This window comes from Rugosibacter aromaticivorans, from assembly GCF_000934545.1.
Lineage (GTDB): Bacteria > Pseudomonadota > Gammaproteobacteria > Burkholderiales > Rhodocyclaceae > Rugosibacter > Rugosibacter aromaticivorans.
In genome coordinates this window covers 1289137-1304184 of record NZ_CP010554.1, presented here as the reverse complement: position 1 = coordinate 1304184, position 15048 = coordinate 1289137, and the positions used below count along the sequence as shown (strand labels likewise).

The 15048-nt window shown below is 51.9% G+C and carries 12 protein-coding genes and 1 tRNA gene; 1 reads left to right on the top strand and 12 read right to left on the bottom strand.

The genetic code is table 11. The features are described 5' to 3' along the window. Positions 1-32: 32 nt before the first annotated feature. The gene (gene hemN, locus PG1C_RS06475; RefSeq protein ID WP_237218313.1) at positions 33-1439 is read right to left on the bottom strand and encodes an oxygen-independent coproporphyrinogen III oxidase; all 1407 of its coding nucleotides are present in this window, start codon (positions 1437-1439) and stop codon (positions 33-35) included. Positions 1440-1541: 102 nt separating this feature from the next. Between hemN and fnr the strand changes: the two genes are divergently transcribed. Then, a complete protein-coding gene (gene fnr / locus PG1C_RS06470) occupies positions 1542-2261 on the top strand; it encodes a fumarate/nitrate reduction transcriptional regulator Fnr (protein ID WP_202636581.1) in 720 nt (239 codons plus the stop codon). A 96-nt stretch (positions 2262-2357) separates the two neighbouring features. Here fnr and PG1C_RS06465 read toward each other — a convergent pair whose 3' ends face one another. From PG1C_RS06465 to PG1C_RS06415, 11 genes are all read right to left on the bottom strand, one after another. Further along, on the bottom strand, positions 2358-2603 hold the full coding sequence (locus PG1C_RS06465; protein ID WP_202636579.1) for a hypothetical protein: 246 nt from the start codon (positions 2601-2603) through the stop codon (positions 2358-2360). Between the two features lie 83 nt (positions 2604-2686). After that, entirely contained in the window at positions 2687-3211 is a 525-nt protein-coding gene (locus tag PG1C_RS06460; protein ID WP_202636577.1) for a FixH family protein, read from the bottom strand. Beyond that, a complete protein-coding gene (gene ccoG / locus PG1C_RS06455) occupies positions 3208-4623 on the bottom strand; it encodes a cytochrome c oxidase accessory protein CcoG (protein ID WP_202636574.1) in 1416 nt (471 codons plus the stop codon). The genes PG1C_RS06460 and ccoG overlap by 4 nt, the downstream gene beginning before the upstream one ends. Positions 4624-4743: 120 nt before the next feature. Beyond that, the gene (gene ccoP, locus PG1C_RS06450) at positions 4744-5664 is read right to left on the bottom strand and encodes a cytochrome-c oxidase, cbb3-type subunit III (RefSeq protein ID WP_202636573.1); all 921 of its coding nucleotides are present in this window, start codon (positions 5662-5664) and stop codon (positions 4744-4746) included. Beyond that, positions 5661-5864, bottom strand: a complete 204-nt coding sequence (locus PG1C_RS06445) for a cbb3-type cytochrome oxidase subunit 3 (protein ID WP_202636571.1) — start codon at positions 5862-5864, stop codon at positions 5661-5663. Before PG1C_RS06445 ends, ccoP begins: the two co-directional genes overlap by 4 nt. 13 nt (positions 5865-5877) lie before the next feature. Beyond that, on the bottom strand, positions 5878-6489 hold the full coding sequence (gene ccoO / locus PG1C_RS06440) for a cytochrome-c oxidase, cbb3-type subunit II (protein ID WP_202636569.1): 612 nt from the start codon (positions 6487-6489) through the stop codon (positions 5878-5880). Between the two features lie 53 nt (positions 6490-6542). Continuing rightward, positions 6543-7973, bottom strand: coding sequence for a cytochrome-c oxidase, cbb3-type subunit I (gene ccoN / locus PG1C_RS06435; protein WP_414629202.1), 1431 nt, complete (start codon positions 7971-7973; stop codon positions 6543-6545). 252 nt (positions 7974-8225) lie between these two features. Next, a complete protein-coding gene (gene ccoS / locus PG1C_RS06430) occupies positions 8226-8423 on the bottom strand; it encodes a cbb3-type cytochrome oxidase assembly protein CcoS (protein ID WP_202636568.1) in 198 nt (65 codons plus the stop codon). 6 nt (positions 8424-8429) lie between these two features. Further along, positions 8430-10856, bottom strand: coding sequence for a heavy metal translocating P-type ATPase (locus PG1C_RS06425; RefSeq protein WP_284431803.1), 2427 nt, complete (start codon positions 10854-10856; stop codon positions 8430-8432). 173 nt (positions 10857-11029) lie between these two features. Continuing rightward, positions 11030-11105: transfer RNA gene (locus PG1C_RS06420), tRNA-His, on the bottom strand. A gap of 140 nt (positions 11106-11245) precedes the next feature. Continuing rightward, entirely contained in the window at positions 11246-14608 is a 3363-nt protein-coding gene (locus PG1C_RS06415; protein ID WP_202636566.1) for a DEAD/DEAH box helicase, read from the bottom strand. Positions 14609-15048: the final 440 nt, after the last annotated feature.

Below are 15048 nucleotides of genomic sequence, written 5' to 3'. Positions count from 1 at the left end.
GGTTATCTTGTGCTGTCCTGTCTTGTGTGTGCTCAAATAACTTTTGAGTAGCGAATCCGCTCCCGGTCGAAACGCAGGTAGCGATCAAACACCATGGCAATTGCCCGCACTAGCAGACGGCCAGGAGGATTGACTGTAATCCATTGATCAGTCATCGTAACCAGGCCATCTTTTTCCATCACCGCCAGATCAGCTAATTCTGTCGCGAAATAGGATTTGAAATTGATCAAGTGGGCAAGCTCGAAAGATTCGATGGGCAAGGTGAAGTGACACATCAGTGCCTGAATGATACTGCGTCGCAACAAATCATCGGGGGTTAGCTGAATCCCGCGCAGCACAGGCAGTATGCCGCGATCAAGACGATCATAGTAATCATTCAGGGTACGCACGTTTTGTACGTGGCTAGGGCCGATCTTGCCGATAGCAGAAACTCCAAAGGCCATTAAGTCCGCTTCAGCATGTGTGGAATACCCCTGAAAATTACGATGCAAGCGCCCCTGACGCTGAGCGATGGCCAGCTCATCCGTGGGTTTGGCAAAATGATCCATACCAATGAAAACATACCCTGCATCGGTCAAGCGGCGAATCGCCAGTTGCAGAATCTGCAAGCGCTCATCAGCGGTGGGCAAATCGGCTTCGCTAATGCGACGCTGTGGTTTGGCCTGATTAGGCACATGGGCATAGCTATAGATCGAGAGACGATCCGGGCCGAGTTTGATTACCTCGTCCAGCGTGTGATTAAAACCAATCACATTCTGTTTAGGCAGGCCATAGATAAGATCTACCGCTAGCGATTTGAAGCCACACTCACGTGCCGTATCCATGACGCGCCTTGTTTCTTCCAGACTCTGAATGCGATTAACGGCTTGTTGCACTTCCGGTGCAAAATCCTGCACGCCGATGCTCATGCGATTAAAGCCAAGTTCAGCCAGTAGTGCAACCGTAGCTCCTTTGACTTTGCGCGGATCAATCTCAATCGAATACTCACCCTCGGGCAGCAGTTGGAAACGGCTACGGATCATATCCATCAGATGGCGCATTTCATCATCTGCAAGAAAACTCGGCGAACCACCACCCCAGTGCATCTGGATAACTTCACGCGTGCCACCGAGTGCAGCCAGCGCCAGATCCATTTCCCTGCCTAGATAGGTAAGATATTTCGCCGAGCGGCCGTGATCTTTCGTGATGATTTTGTTGCAGGCGCAGTAGTAGCAGATTGTCGGACAAAATGGAATGTGAACGTATAGAGAAAGGGGACGGCTGGGAGGCACCTCTCCTCGCCGCCCCAACCAATGCACGTAGTAGTCAGCCGTAAAGCCTTCGACAAAACGGTCAGCAGTCGGGTAAGATGTATATCTCGGGCCGTTTACGTCGAAACGGCGGATGAGCTCGCGGTCGAAAGCGATTTCCTGATCATTCATGGTCTTTGGAGAATGCATAGGATGTATGCACGTCATGTTGCCGCAATTTTTCAGATGCCGGGTTGATAAAGGTCAACAACAATGTGGATTGAGGTGTTGCTTTGATGAAACGTTTTAATCATGACCGAAATTACTAAACTTCAATCGGCCTGTTCGCAATGCAATTTGCAGGAGCTGTGTTTGCCCGTTGGGCTTTCAGAGACTGAGCTTTCCGTGGTGGACAATCTAGTGGGTGAGCGGAGAAAAATTGCGCGTGGCGAAGCAATTTTTCGCTCAGGCGACCGCTTCACGGCGATTTATGCGGTGAAGCTTGGATTTTTCAAAACTGAAGTATTGTCTGAAGATGGCCGTCACCAAGTTACCAGTTTCTACATGACGGGCGAAGTGTTGGGCATGGACGGTATTAGTGCAGAAACTCATCATTGTGATGCGATTGCACTCGAGGATAGCGAAGTCTGTCTTATTCCATTTCATGAACTGGAAACGATTTCAGTCAAGGTACCCACACTGCAACGTCACTTGCATCGGGTCATGAGCCGCGAGATTGTTCGCGATCAGGGAATGATGATGATGTTAGGCGCGATGCATGCAGAAGAGCGCGTGATTGCATTTTTACTTAACTTGTCTCAGCGATATGCGGCTCGGGGTTATGCCGCCAGAGATTTCAATCTGCGCATGACACGTGAAGAAATTGGTTCTTACCTTGGCTTAAAACTGGAAACAGTCAGCCGTACGTTTTCCCATCTTCAGGAAGAGGGATTGCTCCAGGTAGAGAAAAAGCATATCCGGCTCGTAGATACTGTCAGACTTAAAAAAATGCTATCTCAGGACAGGCTCTAGCCGCTAATGCAGAAGACACCAATCCACTCATCCACTCAAAATCCTGGGCAAATGATCGATAGATAGATTGTCTGTACTCAGCAATTTCCTGTGGAATTAGGTTTTCCGATCAGCATCATCAGGTTCTTTTGCAGTACGGAGAAGATAGCAAGTCGCCATACTGGAAGCGGCACAAATGGCCCAGAAACAAAAAAAACCAATGGAATAGGTTGCCAGACTGGAAAAGTGAACGGGTTCGCCAAGCAAATAAAGCTCACGCGGGTCAATCAGTGTAAAAAAAATTCCCTCAGCAATGCCAGCAACCAAAAAAGATGGCCACAGTACGGACAGGATATTTTGCATGGCGTCTCTCCTAGGTGGAATCAAACATTATTTTCATATATCACGTGGCAGGTTTACCATAATCACTGAAATTAGCGGGTTGGTTACTTGGTTGTTTTAGCGGCTCCAATGAGTGTTTCACCATTGGCGGGCAAAACAACATTACCTAATAAACGCCAGGTTTTCTTGTCATCCTCAAGTAAAACAAGCCAATGGCCAGAGACTGGTAAATTAATCGTGTCGCTGCTATACATGTCGCCGGCTCGCGTCAACTGAAATGTCTGATCTAGTCCTGCCCGCGTGGGATGGGAAATACTGACCAGCAGTAGAGATGGCAACGCAAAAGCAGGGTCCGTTGCCTGCAGACGAATAGAAAGTCCATGACCTGCGATGCGGATACCTGCCGCCAAGCCAACCTTTCTTGCCTGCTCACTACTGATCAGGGTTTGATTTATAGCCAGGCCTTTTTTGTAATAATCCGCCGTCACCAGACCATCATCAGTTTTGACAGCGATCCATGCAGTGGTCAGTGCCGCAACCACCACGATGAAGGGACCACTCATCAGAATCCAGGGCCATGGTTCCCGATACCACGGCCGACGATGAGAAGCGCTTTGCAGTCCCTTCATGGCTGAAGAAAAGTCGCTTTTTCTCGCACGGCAGTTTTTTCATCTGCCATCGCTTTCACGTCGAAGTAAATCACGTTGGAACCTCTCTTTCCGCTTTCAGGTGGCACACGCACCTGAACCGTAAAAGTCTGATCACCCGCAGGTGGCACCTCAATGATGCGCTCACCGACCATATCAATCTCTGGCAAACCGCTCACTGTAATTGCATAGCGGTGCGCGGCTTCAGATACATTCATCACATGCAGCCGGTAAACGTTCTCGATCATGCCACCTTCCACTTCACGTGCCAGCACGGCGCGATCACGAATGACATCCACGCGTAGTGTCGGCTTAGTGACAATTCCCCAGATAAAAGCAGCAATAATCGTCCATAGAATTGCCGTATAAACCAGCACGCGCAGCCGAATGATATGGCGAATAATATCTTTCCAGCCCCGTTTAGCCGCAATCGCATGTTCGGTCGAGTAGCGAATCAGCCCCTTGGGTGTACCCATTTTTTCCATGACCTGATCGCACGCATCAATGCAAGCGGCGCAGCCTATACATTCGTATTGCAACCCCTTGCGGATATCAATGCCTGTCGGACATACCTGGACGCAAATACGGCAATCAACGCAATCCCCCTTGCCTTCTGCTTTGTATGCCTCGCCCTTTTTATGGGGACCTCTTGGCTCTCCACGGGTAGCATCATAGGTAATGGTTAGTGTGTCGGGATCAAACATGACCCCTTGAAATCGTGCGTATGGGCACATGTATTTGCATACCTGCTCACGCAGGTGACCAGCGAACACATAGGTAAAAGATCCGTAAAAAATGATCCAGAAAGTTTCCCAGGGTCCCAGTGAAAAACTCCAAACCAACTCCCACAGTGTTTTAACAGGCGTGAAATAACCGACAAAAGTAAATCCAGTCCATAAGGCCAAAAGACTCCAGGCGCCATATTTTGCAGCACGTAATAACAGCTTTCTCATGGACATTGCGTTCGCATCAAGCTTGATACGAGCCAAACGATCGCCTTCTATCTTGCGCTCAATCCAAAGAAATATTTCGGTATATACCGTCTGCGGGCAGGCATAACCACACCATAACCGTCCCCCAACGGCGGTAAATAGAAAGAGCGAATAGGCTGAAATAATGAGCAGGACAGCCAGATAAATGATGTCTTGCGGCCAGAAGACCAGCCCGAAAATATAGAATTTTCGAGCGGTTAGATCAAAAAGGACAGCCTGTCTGCCATTCCATGGGAGCCAACACAAACCATAGAACAGCGCTTGTGTCAGCCATACCATCAGCCAACGCCAAGTGGCATAAACCCCGGTAACTGATCGCGGGTATACCTTTGCATGTACTTCGTACAGGCTTTGCTCAACAAAAGTTACCGGTTTGGACGTGGGTGCCGATAGTGTGGCCATGGTTAGTATCTGAAGTGAATCAAGGTTAAAAAGAAACTATCTCCAGTAGCGTCGGCAAGTTCAATATTTGTCTTTCCAATTTAATGCGTCGCACCTATCGCATCCCCCGTCGGCGCGTTGTCAAGGTGTCGTGGCAGGCGCTTCCTGCCCGCCTCCCAGCCCATAGACGTAAGCAGTGAGCAAATGAACCTTGGCTTCACCCAGAAAATCCCCAAAAGCGGGCATATGATTGACCCGTCCATTGCTGATGGTTTCTATAATCGTGGCTTCTGAGCTGCCATAAAGCCATACTTTATCTGCAAGATTAGGCGCCAATCCCACATTGCCCTTGCCTTCTGCCCCATGACAGGCGGCACAAGCAACGCTAAACAATTGCTGGCCTCGATGAATGCGTATGGGGTCTGCAGCAAGACCAGAAAGGGATCGCACATAGTGAGCGATATCTTTGATTTCATCGCCAGTTAAATCTGGCTTGACTCCCTTGGCTGGCATCATCGCACTTCGCCCTTGCGTGATGGTTTCTTTGATTTGCCCCGGCGACCCACCAAACAGCCAGTCTTTGTCAGTAAGGTTGGGGAAGCCTTTTGTACCCCGCGCATCTGACCCATGACACTGTGCACAATAAGTCAAAAAAAGCCGCTGCCCCATCTCTCTGGCTTCCGGGTTAATTGCGACCACGCGAATATCCTGTTTCAAATATTTTTGAAAAATCGGTCCATACTGATCATCCGCTTTTTTCATTTCATTATCGTATTGTCCAGTGGAAGTCCATTGGTATTGCCCTTTAAAGCTGCCTAAACCGGGATACATGGTCAAGTAGAACAGGGCGAATACCACCGTTAAATAAAACAACCAACGCCACCAGTTCGGTAGCGGGTTGCTAAACTCTTCTAGGGTTTCATCCCAGACATGCCCCGTGGTTTTTCCTTCAACGTGTTTGGCCGAGCTTTGCATCCAGAGCAAAAGGGCGCAACCGAGAATGCTGACGATGGTAATAACGGCAATATAGATATTCCAGACGCCACTCACAAAATCGCTCATGATGTTTTCTTTTCCTGTTTTTCGTTTCCCTGCACAGCAGTCGTCGTGTCTGGTGTTAAAGGCTTGTCGTCATCAAGGGGTAACCTCGCAGCTTCGTCATAATCTGTTTTACGACGATCTGAATAGGCCCACCAGACGATGCCAATGAAGACCAGAAACGACAGCACCGTAAATGTAGAGCGCAAGTCATTGATGTCCATTTGGTATCTCTACTCAACGAACCTGCTTGATTGCCGTTCCCATACCCTGCAGGTAAGCAATTAAGGCATCAAGCTCAGTTTTACCTTCGAGCGCCTTTTTCGCGCCAGCAATCTCATCATCGGTATAGGGCACACCGACGACACGCAACGCTCTCATCTTGGTCTCGATGTCACTATCCTTGAGTGGCCGATCCAGCCAGGAATAAGCCGGCATGTTCGATTCAGGAACGACATCGCGCGGATTGAGCAAGTGTGTCCTGTGCCACAGATCGGAATACCGACCTCCGACGCGCGCCAGATCTGGACCGGTACGCTTCGAACCCCATTGAAAGGGGTGGTCGTAGATAAATTCACCCGCCACCGAATAATGGCCATAGCGCTCGGTTTCGGCGCGAAACGGACGAATCATTTGCGAATGGCAGTTATAGCAGCCCTCGCGAATGTAAATATCGCGCCCAGAAAGTCTTAGCGGGTCGTATGGCTTTACAAGTTCATTGGCTGGTGAAGTGGTGGATTTCTGAAAAAACAACGGTACGATTTCCAGCAATCCCCCCACACTCACGGTAAGAATGGTCAGCACAATCAACAAGCCAACATTTCTTTCAATCTTGTCGTGCGTCAACATAGCCTGGAACTCCTGTTTTATTCTGTGGGGTGCCCGTGGGGTACCGTATCTATCTAATGTGCCACCGCTGCCTTAAGAACCGGGGCATCGACCACTTGCCCCCCGGCCATCGTCCTGAACATATTCCATGCCATGATCAGCATGCCCGTCAGGAACAGGACGCCACCAAGCAAGCGGATGGTCCAGAAGGGATAACTTGCCTTCACCGATTCAACGAACGAGTAGGTCAACGTGCCGTCAGGGTTGGTAGCACGCCACATCAAGCCTTGCATGACGCCCGCAATCCACATCGAAGCGATGTAGAGAACAATGCCGGTGGTGGCGACCCAGAAGTGGGTTTCGACAGCTTTCATGCTATGCATCTGCGCTTTGCCATACAGGCGCGGCAACAGATAGTAGATAGAACCAATCGAAATCATGGCCACCCAGCCCAACGCACCGGAATGCACATGGCCAATGGTCCAGTCGGTGTAGTGCGAAAGCGCATTGACCGTCTTGATTGACATCATCGGGCCTTCAAAGGTCGACATGCCATAGAAAGATAGCGAAGTAATCAAGAACTTCAGGATCGGATCATCACGCAATTTATGCCATGCACCAGACAACGTCATGATGCCGTTGATCATGCCGCCCCATGAGGGTGCCAACAGAATCAGCGAAAACACCATGCCGACGCTTTGCGTCCAGTCCGGCAGCGCGGTGTAATGCAGGTGGTGCGGACCAGCCCACATGTAAGTGAAGATCAGCGCCCAGAAGTGCACCACCGAGAGGCGGTAGGAATATATCGGACGCCCCGCTTGCTTGGGTACAAAGTAATACATCATGCCAAGAAAACCTGCAGTGAGAAAGAATCCCACGGCATTGTGTCCATACCACCATTCCACCATCGCATCTTGCACGCCTGCATAGGCGGAGTAAGACTTCATCGGAAACAGGCTGACCGGAATTGCCGCACTATTAACCAGATGCAAAAGCGCAACCGCCAAAATAAAGCCGCCGTAAAACCAGTTAGCAACGTAGATATGAGAAACGGTACGCTTAGCGATGGTGCCGAAAAATACTACGGCATAAGACACCCACACCAGCGTGATCAGAATGTCGATCGGCCATTCCAGCTCGGCATATTCTTTCCCCTGGGTCATGCCCAACGGGAGCGTGACAGCCGCAAGCACGATGACGAGCTGCCAGCCCCAGAAAGTGAAAGCGGCCAGACCTGGTGCGAATAACGGTGCGTGACTGGTGCGTTGCACCACGTAATAGGATGTAGAAAACAGCGCGCAGCCGCCAAACGCAAAAATAACCGCATTGGTATGCAGCGGTCTCAATCGGCCATAACCCAGATACTCGCTGACATTTAATTCAGGCCAGACCAGCTGGGCGGCAATAATGACTCCGACCAGCATGCCAACAATACCCCAGATAACCGCCATCACAGTAAATTGGCGTACAACTTTATAGTGATAAGTTGCTGGCGATTGCATCATGTATTCACCTCAAAAATAAAAAAGCCGAACCAGCCGCTCTAGTCAGACAAGTGACCTGAAGAAATCAGATGGTCGCAGCTTACGTGATAGCAGATCGAAGACTATTTGATCTAAATCAAACAATGCTGCATTGCATTAAAAATGCAATGGTTTATGCGTCACCAGGATAGATCCCTAAAAAAATAACCCCATGAAATAGAGGTAAATCAAGCTACCCAATCATTACCCTATATATTTTTGGCGACTTTTTGCTCAAACCCTTTCTGGCTTTTTTGAATTCTCTTTTGGGTATTGATCACTTGTTGAAACGTCATCATCGTCCATCAACAACCGATAACCCGGGCCTTCGAGATCATCAAACTGACCGCTTTTCAACGACCACCAGAAAATGGCGCCAATGACAAACACCAGCACTAAAGAGAGAGGAATCAGAAGGTAAAGAACGTCCATGTGTATTTATCTCCCGCGTTGCAGACGCAAGGCATTGAGCACCACCAGCAACGAGCTGGCCGACATGCCTATCCCTGCCATCCAGGGGGTCACCCAGCCGATCATGGCGAGCGGAATAGCGGTCAGATTATAGGTAAAGGCCCATAACAGGTTTTGTCTTACGACACGCACGGTTCGTCGGGCCAGCACCACCCCGGGGGCCAGCGCCGCCAAATGATTGCCCAGCAGCACGATATCTGCCTGCGCTCGCGCCAGATCAGCACCACCGCCCATGGCAATGGATACTTGAGCTTTCGCTAGCACCGGTGCGTCATTGACGCCATCACCCACCATGGCCACAACGGCTCCCGTTGCCTGCAAGGCTGTCATTGCTGCGTGCTTTTCTTCGGGCGTCATCCCGCCACGCACATCGGCAATGCCCAAGGCTTGACCGACTCGCTGCACGGCGGCAGAGGCATCGCCGCTAAAGATCGACAGTGTTACACCGGCGCATCGCAAGGCAACCATCGCCGCAGCGGCTTCGGGACGCACGTCATCACCTAACCGAAAAAAAGCCTGCCATCCATCGGCAGAACCCAGCGCAATCACCGTATCACCAGCGCCGACTTTTGCTTCGATCTCCAGTGGCAATGGTTTTTGATGCAGACCAGCCACAAAATCCGGCCGCCCCAGCCGCCATTCGATGGCATCGACAACGCCAAGCACGCCGGCGCCAGTCACTGCGCGCACGTTGGCAACGGGCGCGATACTGTTGGCAGCCTGCCGCAAAGCACGACCGATGGGATGCTCCGAGCCCTGCTCCAGTCCTGCTGCCAGGGCAATCGCGGCTTCTGGCGTGCTGCGGCAAGTGATCATTTCGATCAGTGTCAGCTGGCCCAGCGTCAGCGTACCGGTTTTGTCGAAGATGAAATGATTCGCTTGTGCCAGTGTTTCAATGGCATGCCCGCGGGTCACCAGCACGCCACGTGCAGCCAACGCGCCGGTAGCTACCGTCAGGGCCACCGGAGTAGCCAACGACAGCGCACAAGGACAGCTCACTACCAGCACGGCGACGAACACCCACAACGCCTGAGCCGGATCAAGCTGCCACCAGACCAACGCCGTCGCCACTGCCAATAACAATACCGCCACAACGAAACGTCCGGCGACACGATCCGCCATATGCACCACGTGCGGTTTTTCTGCTGCTGCCCGTTCCATCAATCGTGTAATCGCTGCCAGCCGCGTGTCTTGGCCCAGACGCAGTACACGCATCGTCAGCGGGCTGTTCACATTGACACTGCCACCGATCAGTTCATCACCAGCCACTTTAGGCAACGGTCGGCTTTCCCCCGTGAGTAACGACTCGTCGGCTGCACTGACCCCCGCGATCACCTCACCATCCGCTGGAATGCTTTCACCAGGAGCTATCTGTATCACATCACCCACACGAAGTTCGGCTGCCGCCACCTGCTCGCAAGCCGCCTCTGGCCAGCGCACAAACCGTGTCGCCAATGTCGGCATGGCGCGTGCCAGTGTCTCAACACTACGCACCGCTTTCTGCCGAGCCATCATTTCAAGGTAACGCCCGGCAAGCAGAAAGAAGACAAACATCGTGACCGAATCAAAATACACTTCGCCACGACCCGACAGCGTTGCCCACAGGCTCGCGGCAAACGCACTCCCCACCCCAAGTGCCACGGGTACATCCATGCCGAGTCGGCGCAATGTCACATCACGCCAGGCGTTGGTAAAAAATGGTGCCGCAGAATAAAGGACCACCGGCACGGTAAGAATCAGACTGGCCCAACGCATCAATTGCTGAATGTCAGACGTCATGTCGCTACCGCTGTCTGTTTGCGCAAGATAGACCGGAATGGCATACATCATCACCTGCATCATGCCAAAGCCGGCGACGAACAGCCGCCAGAGCGCCGTCTTGCGCTCTTTCTGTGCCAGACTTTCCGAGCGCGCCACATCGTAAGGATGGGCCCGGTAACCAATAGCCACAACAGCTTCGAGCAGTTTGGAGAGCTTCGTCACCCGCGTATCCCAACGCACCCGGGCACGACGTGTGGCGTAATTGATATCGACCGAAGTCACGCCCGGCTGGCGGCGCAAGTGCGCCTCGTTAAGCCAGACGCAGGCTGCGCAGGTGATACCTTCGAGAATCAGTGCCGCTTCTCGCTCATGCTCTCCCGCCGCCCGAACGAAATTTTTCTGTGCCTTGGGATGATCAAACAAACCCAGTATCTCTAAGGCTACTGGCAGCGCTTCACGGGGACTTTCCGGCAGCGCATCGCGGTGACGGTAATACTCGGTGAGGTGATTACCGACAATCGCCTGCGCCACCGCCTGACACCCCGTACAGCACAGCACGCGGGGCACGGCGTCGATAGTAATGAAAGTCTTTGTTCCTGGAGGAACAGGCAAGCCGCAGTGATAGCAGAACACCTCAATAGATTCGATAAGACGCTCCCGAAAACCGGATTGAATCAGCCAATGGCTGCGCAGATAATAGCGGATCGGTTAAGGCTTAATGCGTAGCGTGTCGCTGTCCGAGGGTTCAGCATCTGATACAGATGCACAAAACATTAGCGGCTACTTTCTCAAAAACCCAGAAAAGGTGGGGTGGCTGATGGGACTCGAACCCACGACAACCGGAATCACAATCCGGGACTCTACCAGCTGAGCTACAGCCACCACAGTTACATTTGCCCGTTAAAATATCGCAGGCAAGGCCGCTATTATGCGAGATGGCAATGAAAGAATCAAGTTTTCTTCACATCCATCACGCCGCTTCACGCCACTTCTTCATGCGTTTTGTTCTGCATCTTTTGCCCCTAAATCAGCGGTTGAAACAGCACATCCAGATCATCCGCCGTAATCAGGTGCCCGCCGCCTTCTTCGGCTTCGGTATTTTTGCGCAGCAACTGATCGGCCATGCCGCGCTTACGGTTCTGGAGTGCAAGTATTTTTTCTTCTACCGTTCCCTGAGTCAACAGCTTGTAAACAAATACAGACTTATCCTGACCGATGCGGTGGGCTCGCGCGGTTGCCTGCTCTTCCACCGCCGGGTTCCACCAGGGATCATAATGAATCACCGTATCGGCTGCGGTGAGATTCAAACCCGTGCCCCCTGCCTTAAGGCTGATAAGAAACAATGGGACGCGACCTTCTTGAAAATGACGTATGGGTATTTCGCGGTCAGTCGTCTGGCCGGTGAGTTTGACATAGGAAATATTCTTTGCCTTCAGTGCCTCTTCGATTAACGCGAGCATCGAAGTGAATTGCGAAAACAGCAGCACCTTACGCCCTTCATCCAGCAGCTCTTCCAGCATCTCCATGAGTGTGTCTAATTTGGCAGAAGGTACCGCGCCTTTTTTGACTAGCGCTTCGGTCGCCGGCAACTTGACCAAGCGAGGATCACAGCAGACTTGGCGCAGTTTTAACAGGGCATCGAGAATCATGATCTGGCTGCGTCCCGCACCTTGCTGGGCCAGGACTTGGCGCAGTTTTTTGTCGAACACGACGCGCAGGCTTTCGTAAATATCTCGCTGGCTTCCTTCGAGCTCAACCCAGCGCACAATTTCTGTTCGCGGTGGCAGCTCTCTCAACACCTGCTCTTTTGTTCTTCGCAACAGAAAGGGCCTAACTCTATCTGCCAGTCGACGCCGTACTTCTTCGTCACCCATTTTTTCAATCGGTGTTCGAAAAAGTTTTGCAAAATGCTGCGCGCGACCCAATAAGCCCGGCATAAGAAAATCAAATTGCGCCCACAACTCACCTAGATGGTTTTCCAAGGGCGTTCCGGTTAAAGACAACCGATGCCGCGCCTTTAATTGACGTGCCACCTGATGCGCCTGTGCTTTCGGGTTTTTGATGAACTGTGCCTCATCCATCACCAGCAGATGATAGTCATGCGCTAAAAGTATGTCACGGTCGCGCACGAGCAAAGGGTAGGTGGTAAGAATAATGTCGGCAGCCGCGATTTCATCGAATCGATCCGCACGATCCTTGCCATGCAGCACCAGCACGTTCAGATCAGGGGTGAACTGGGCAGCTTCATTTTTCCAGTTGACCATCAGGCTTGTTGTTGCCACTACAAGGCTAGGTTTGTCAGCGCGGCCAGAAACTTTTTCCAGATGCAAGTGAGCCAGTGTCTGTACGGTCTTGCCTAGCCCCATGTCATCGGCAAGGATGCCGGCCAGGCCATATTCGCGCAGAAATTGCAGCCAATTAAGTCCCACTTGTTGATAAGGCCGTAAGGTTGCCATAAAGCCGGTAGCGGGGGGCTGATGTGTCATGCCAGAAAAATCCTGCAATTTTTTCGCCAGCATCCGCAGCTCATCGCTACCGATCCACTGTGTCGCATGCTCCTCCAACCCGGCCAAGGCGGAGGCATGATGACGCGCCAACCGAGGCCGGTCATCATCAAGAAATTCTAGAAGCGGCAGTAACCACGCTTTGAGTCGCCCAGCCGGTACGGGCAGGATACGGCGTGCATCAAGCGCTACTGGAATACTGACGTCGTCTTCCAGCGCCCGCACCGTAGCTAAAAACTTAGGCTGTTCATGCAACAAGCGCAAGAGCGGCGGCACAAGGCTCACCCGTTCATCACCGACCATCACGCCCAGATCAAGGTTAAACCAATCACTACCGGCTTCTTCTACGCCAACAAACCACTCATCTGCCGCAGTCAAGTGAAAGGGAAAGTCTTCCGCCAAGGTGACGGATACACCGGCTTGCTCTAGCGCGTCCACGCCGGTATCAAGAAAGGGCATCCAGCCGGTCGCATCGCTACGCCCCGGCATGAGGCAATCATCAAGCGCTGCGGCCTGATAGCCCGGCAAACGCTGCCGATAACTTTCAAAGCCTAATGCTTGTAAAGACGCCCATACCTCGCCTTCAGCTTGCAGGTCACGCAGCAGCGTTTCCCATTGCCCCCCCGCTTTTTGTCGCCGCATCATGGGGGCGGGGCGTTCACTCCCCACCACACTGATGCCTTCCGGATACCTGAACTGCAAGGTGGCAATCGCATGCGTCTCCAATGCGCCCTTCGCTGCAAAGCTGCGAAACCGCCTCGCGGTCAGTGTCAAATACGCCATGGGTTTGCCTGCAACGATGCTTTCAGGTGCATCGGGCAGAGGCAAACTGACGCCTTTTTGCTGCGCAATACGCGACAGCTGCTGACGTACCAAGGGCGCATCAGCCTCATTCAGTGGCGGTGCAGTCAATAATTTCTTCAGGAGCGTTTCAGGTAGAGCCGAATGCAACTCGCCGAGCTGGAAATTCGCAGGATCAAGATAGAACAATGGCCAGGTGGAAACAACTTCCAAAGGTTCAGGCAAACGCACACGCGCCTGCTGCAAACCCGCCAGATTACGTTCCCAACTGAGCACCAAGGGCTGTGGCTGGCCTTGGTGTACAGGCTGATCCAGTGCGCCATCCAGGTACAGCCTTCCCGTGCGCAGGGCTTGGCGTAACAACAAAGCACCCGTCTCGCCAGTCAGCTCAACATCATCTTGATAGCGAAATGTGGTTCCGGCCTGTAGCGCAATAAACAGCCGCAGGGGAGGCACATCGTCGTCAAGAATAAACTCGCGATGGCTGCGCATGCTTCCTAAATCATAGGGTTGCGGTTGGTAAATGACGGGCTTACCCAGTCCACCTGTTTTAGTCTGCCGACTTTTGCCCAATGCCAATCGCATCGATTGCCCTCGCCGCAATAAATACACCACGCATTGAAGCAAAGCTTTTTTGCTCATTGCTGGCACATCCATCACCGGCGGAGTGTCGTCCAGCTCGTCTAACCATTCCAAGACAGCGGTGCTCGGCGCTGGAAAGGCTTCTGCGCCAGGCAACAAACTTCCTTCAGACTGAACCAATCCCGACTGCTGGTAGTACATCCACAATGCGGCTACGGCATGTTTGCAGTCCATGCCCACCGGGCAAGTACAGTCGTTATCCACACCCCGAATGGCACCGGTTGCGGTCAGTGACAGCCATAAATCCACCTGATACGGCAGCTGAACACTGCCCTGTACGCTGGCTTCCACATGGATTTCCAGGGGATCTCGTTCAACGGAAAGAATCGAGACACGCCCCTCTGTTGCATACGCCAAACCACGTTGTACCGTGGCAGAACCGTACTCATTATCCAGTTCGGCCAGATAATCGGTGCTTTCCGAGAGTGTGCCTGACATGAAGGAAACCATATAAAAAGGGCTTGGAAGATACCACACAGAACACCTCGCCGTCTCATCAGCACCGACTTTTCAGCCAATATTCAGCTCATATTCATCGTCAGCGTATAGAAAATACCGTCCCGCGTGGACAAAAGCCGCCCGTTATGCGCTGTGAATTACGAATGGAAAACCCACCCAATGCGCGGCACAACAGCCGAAAAGCATGACATTTTTTTGACTTTTCTGCGGCTTTCAATTCGGAATTAAGCCTACTATATACAGTATGCATCCTGCTTCTCAGCACAAGAATATTTTTTAACTAACTGTTTTACATATATTTTAATTTATTGCTTTGCCGTTTAAAAAAGCTGCGGTATGCTCTTTCAAACGCACACGAAAATAGATTTAGTCGCTGCTTTTTTCCACCTCTTTTGCCAGCCCCTTCTTCACTCTTTTCT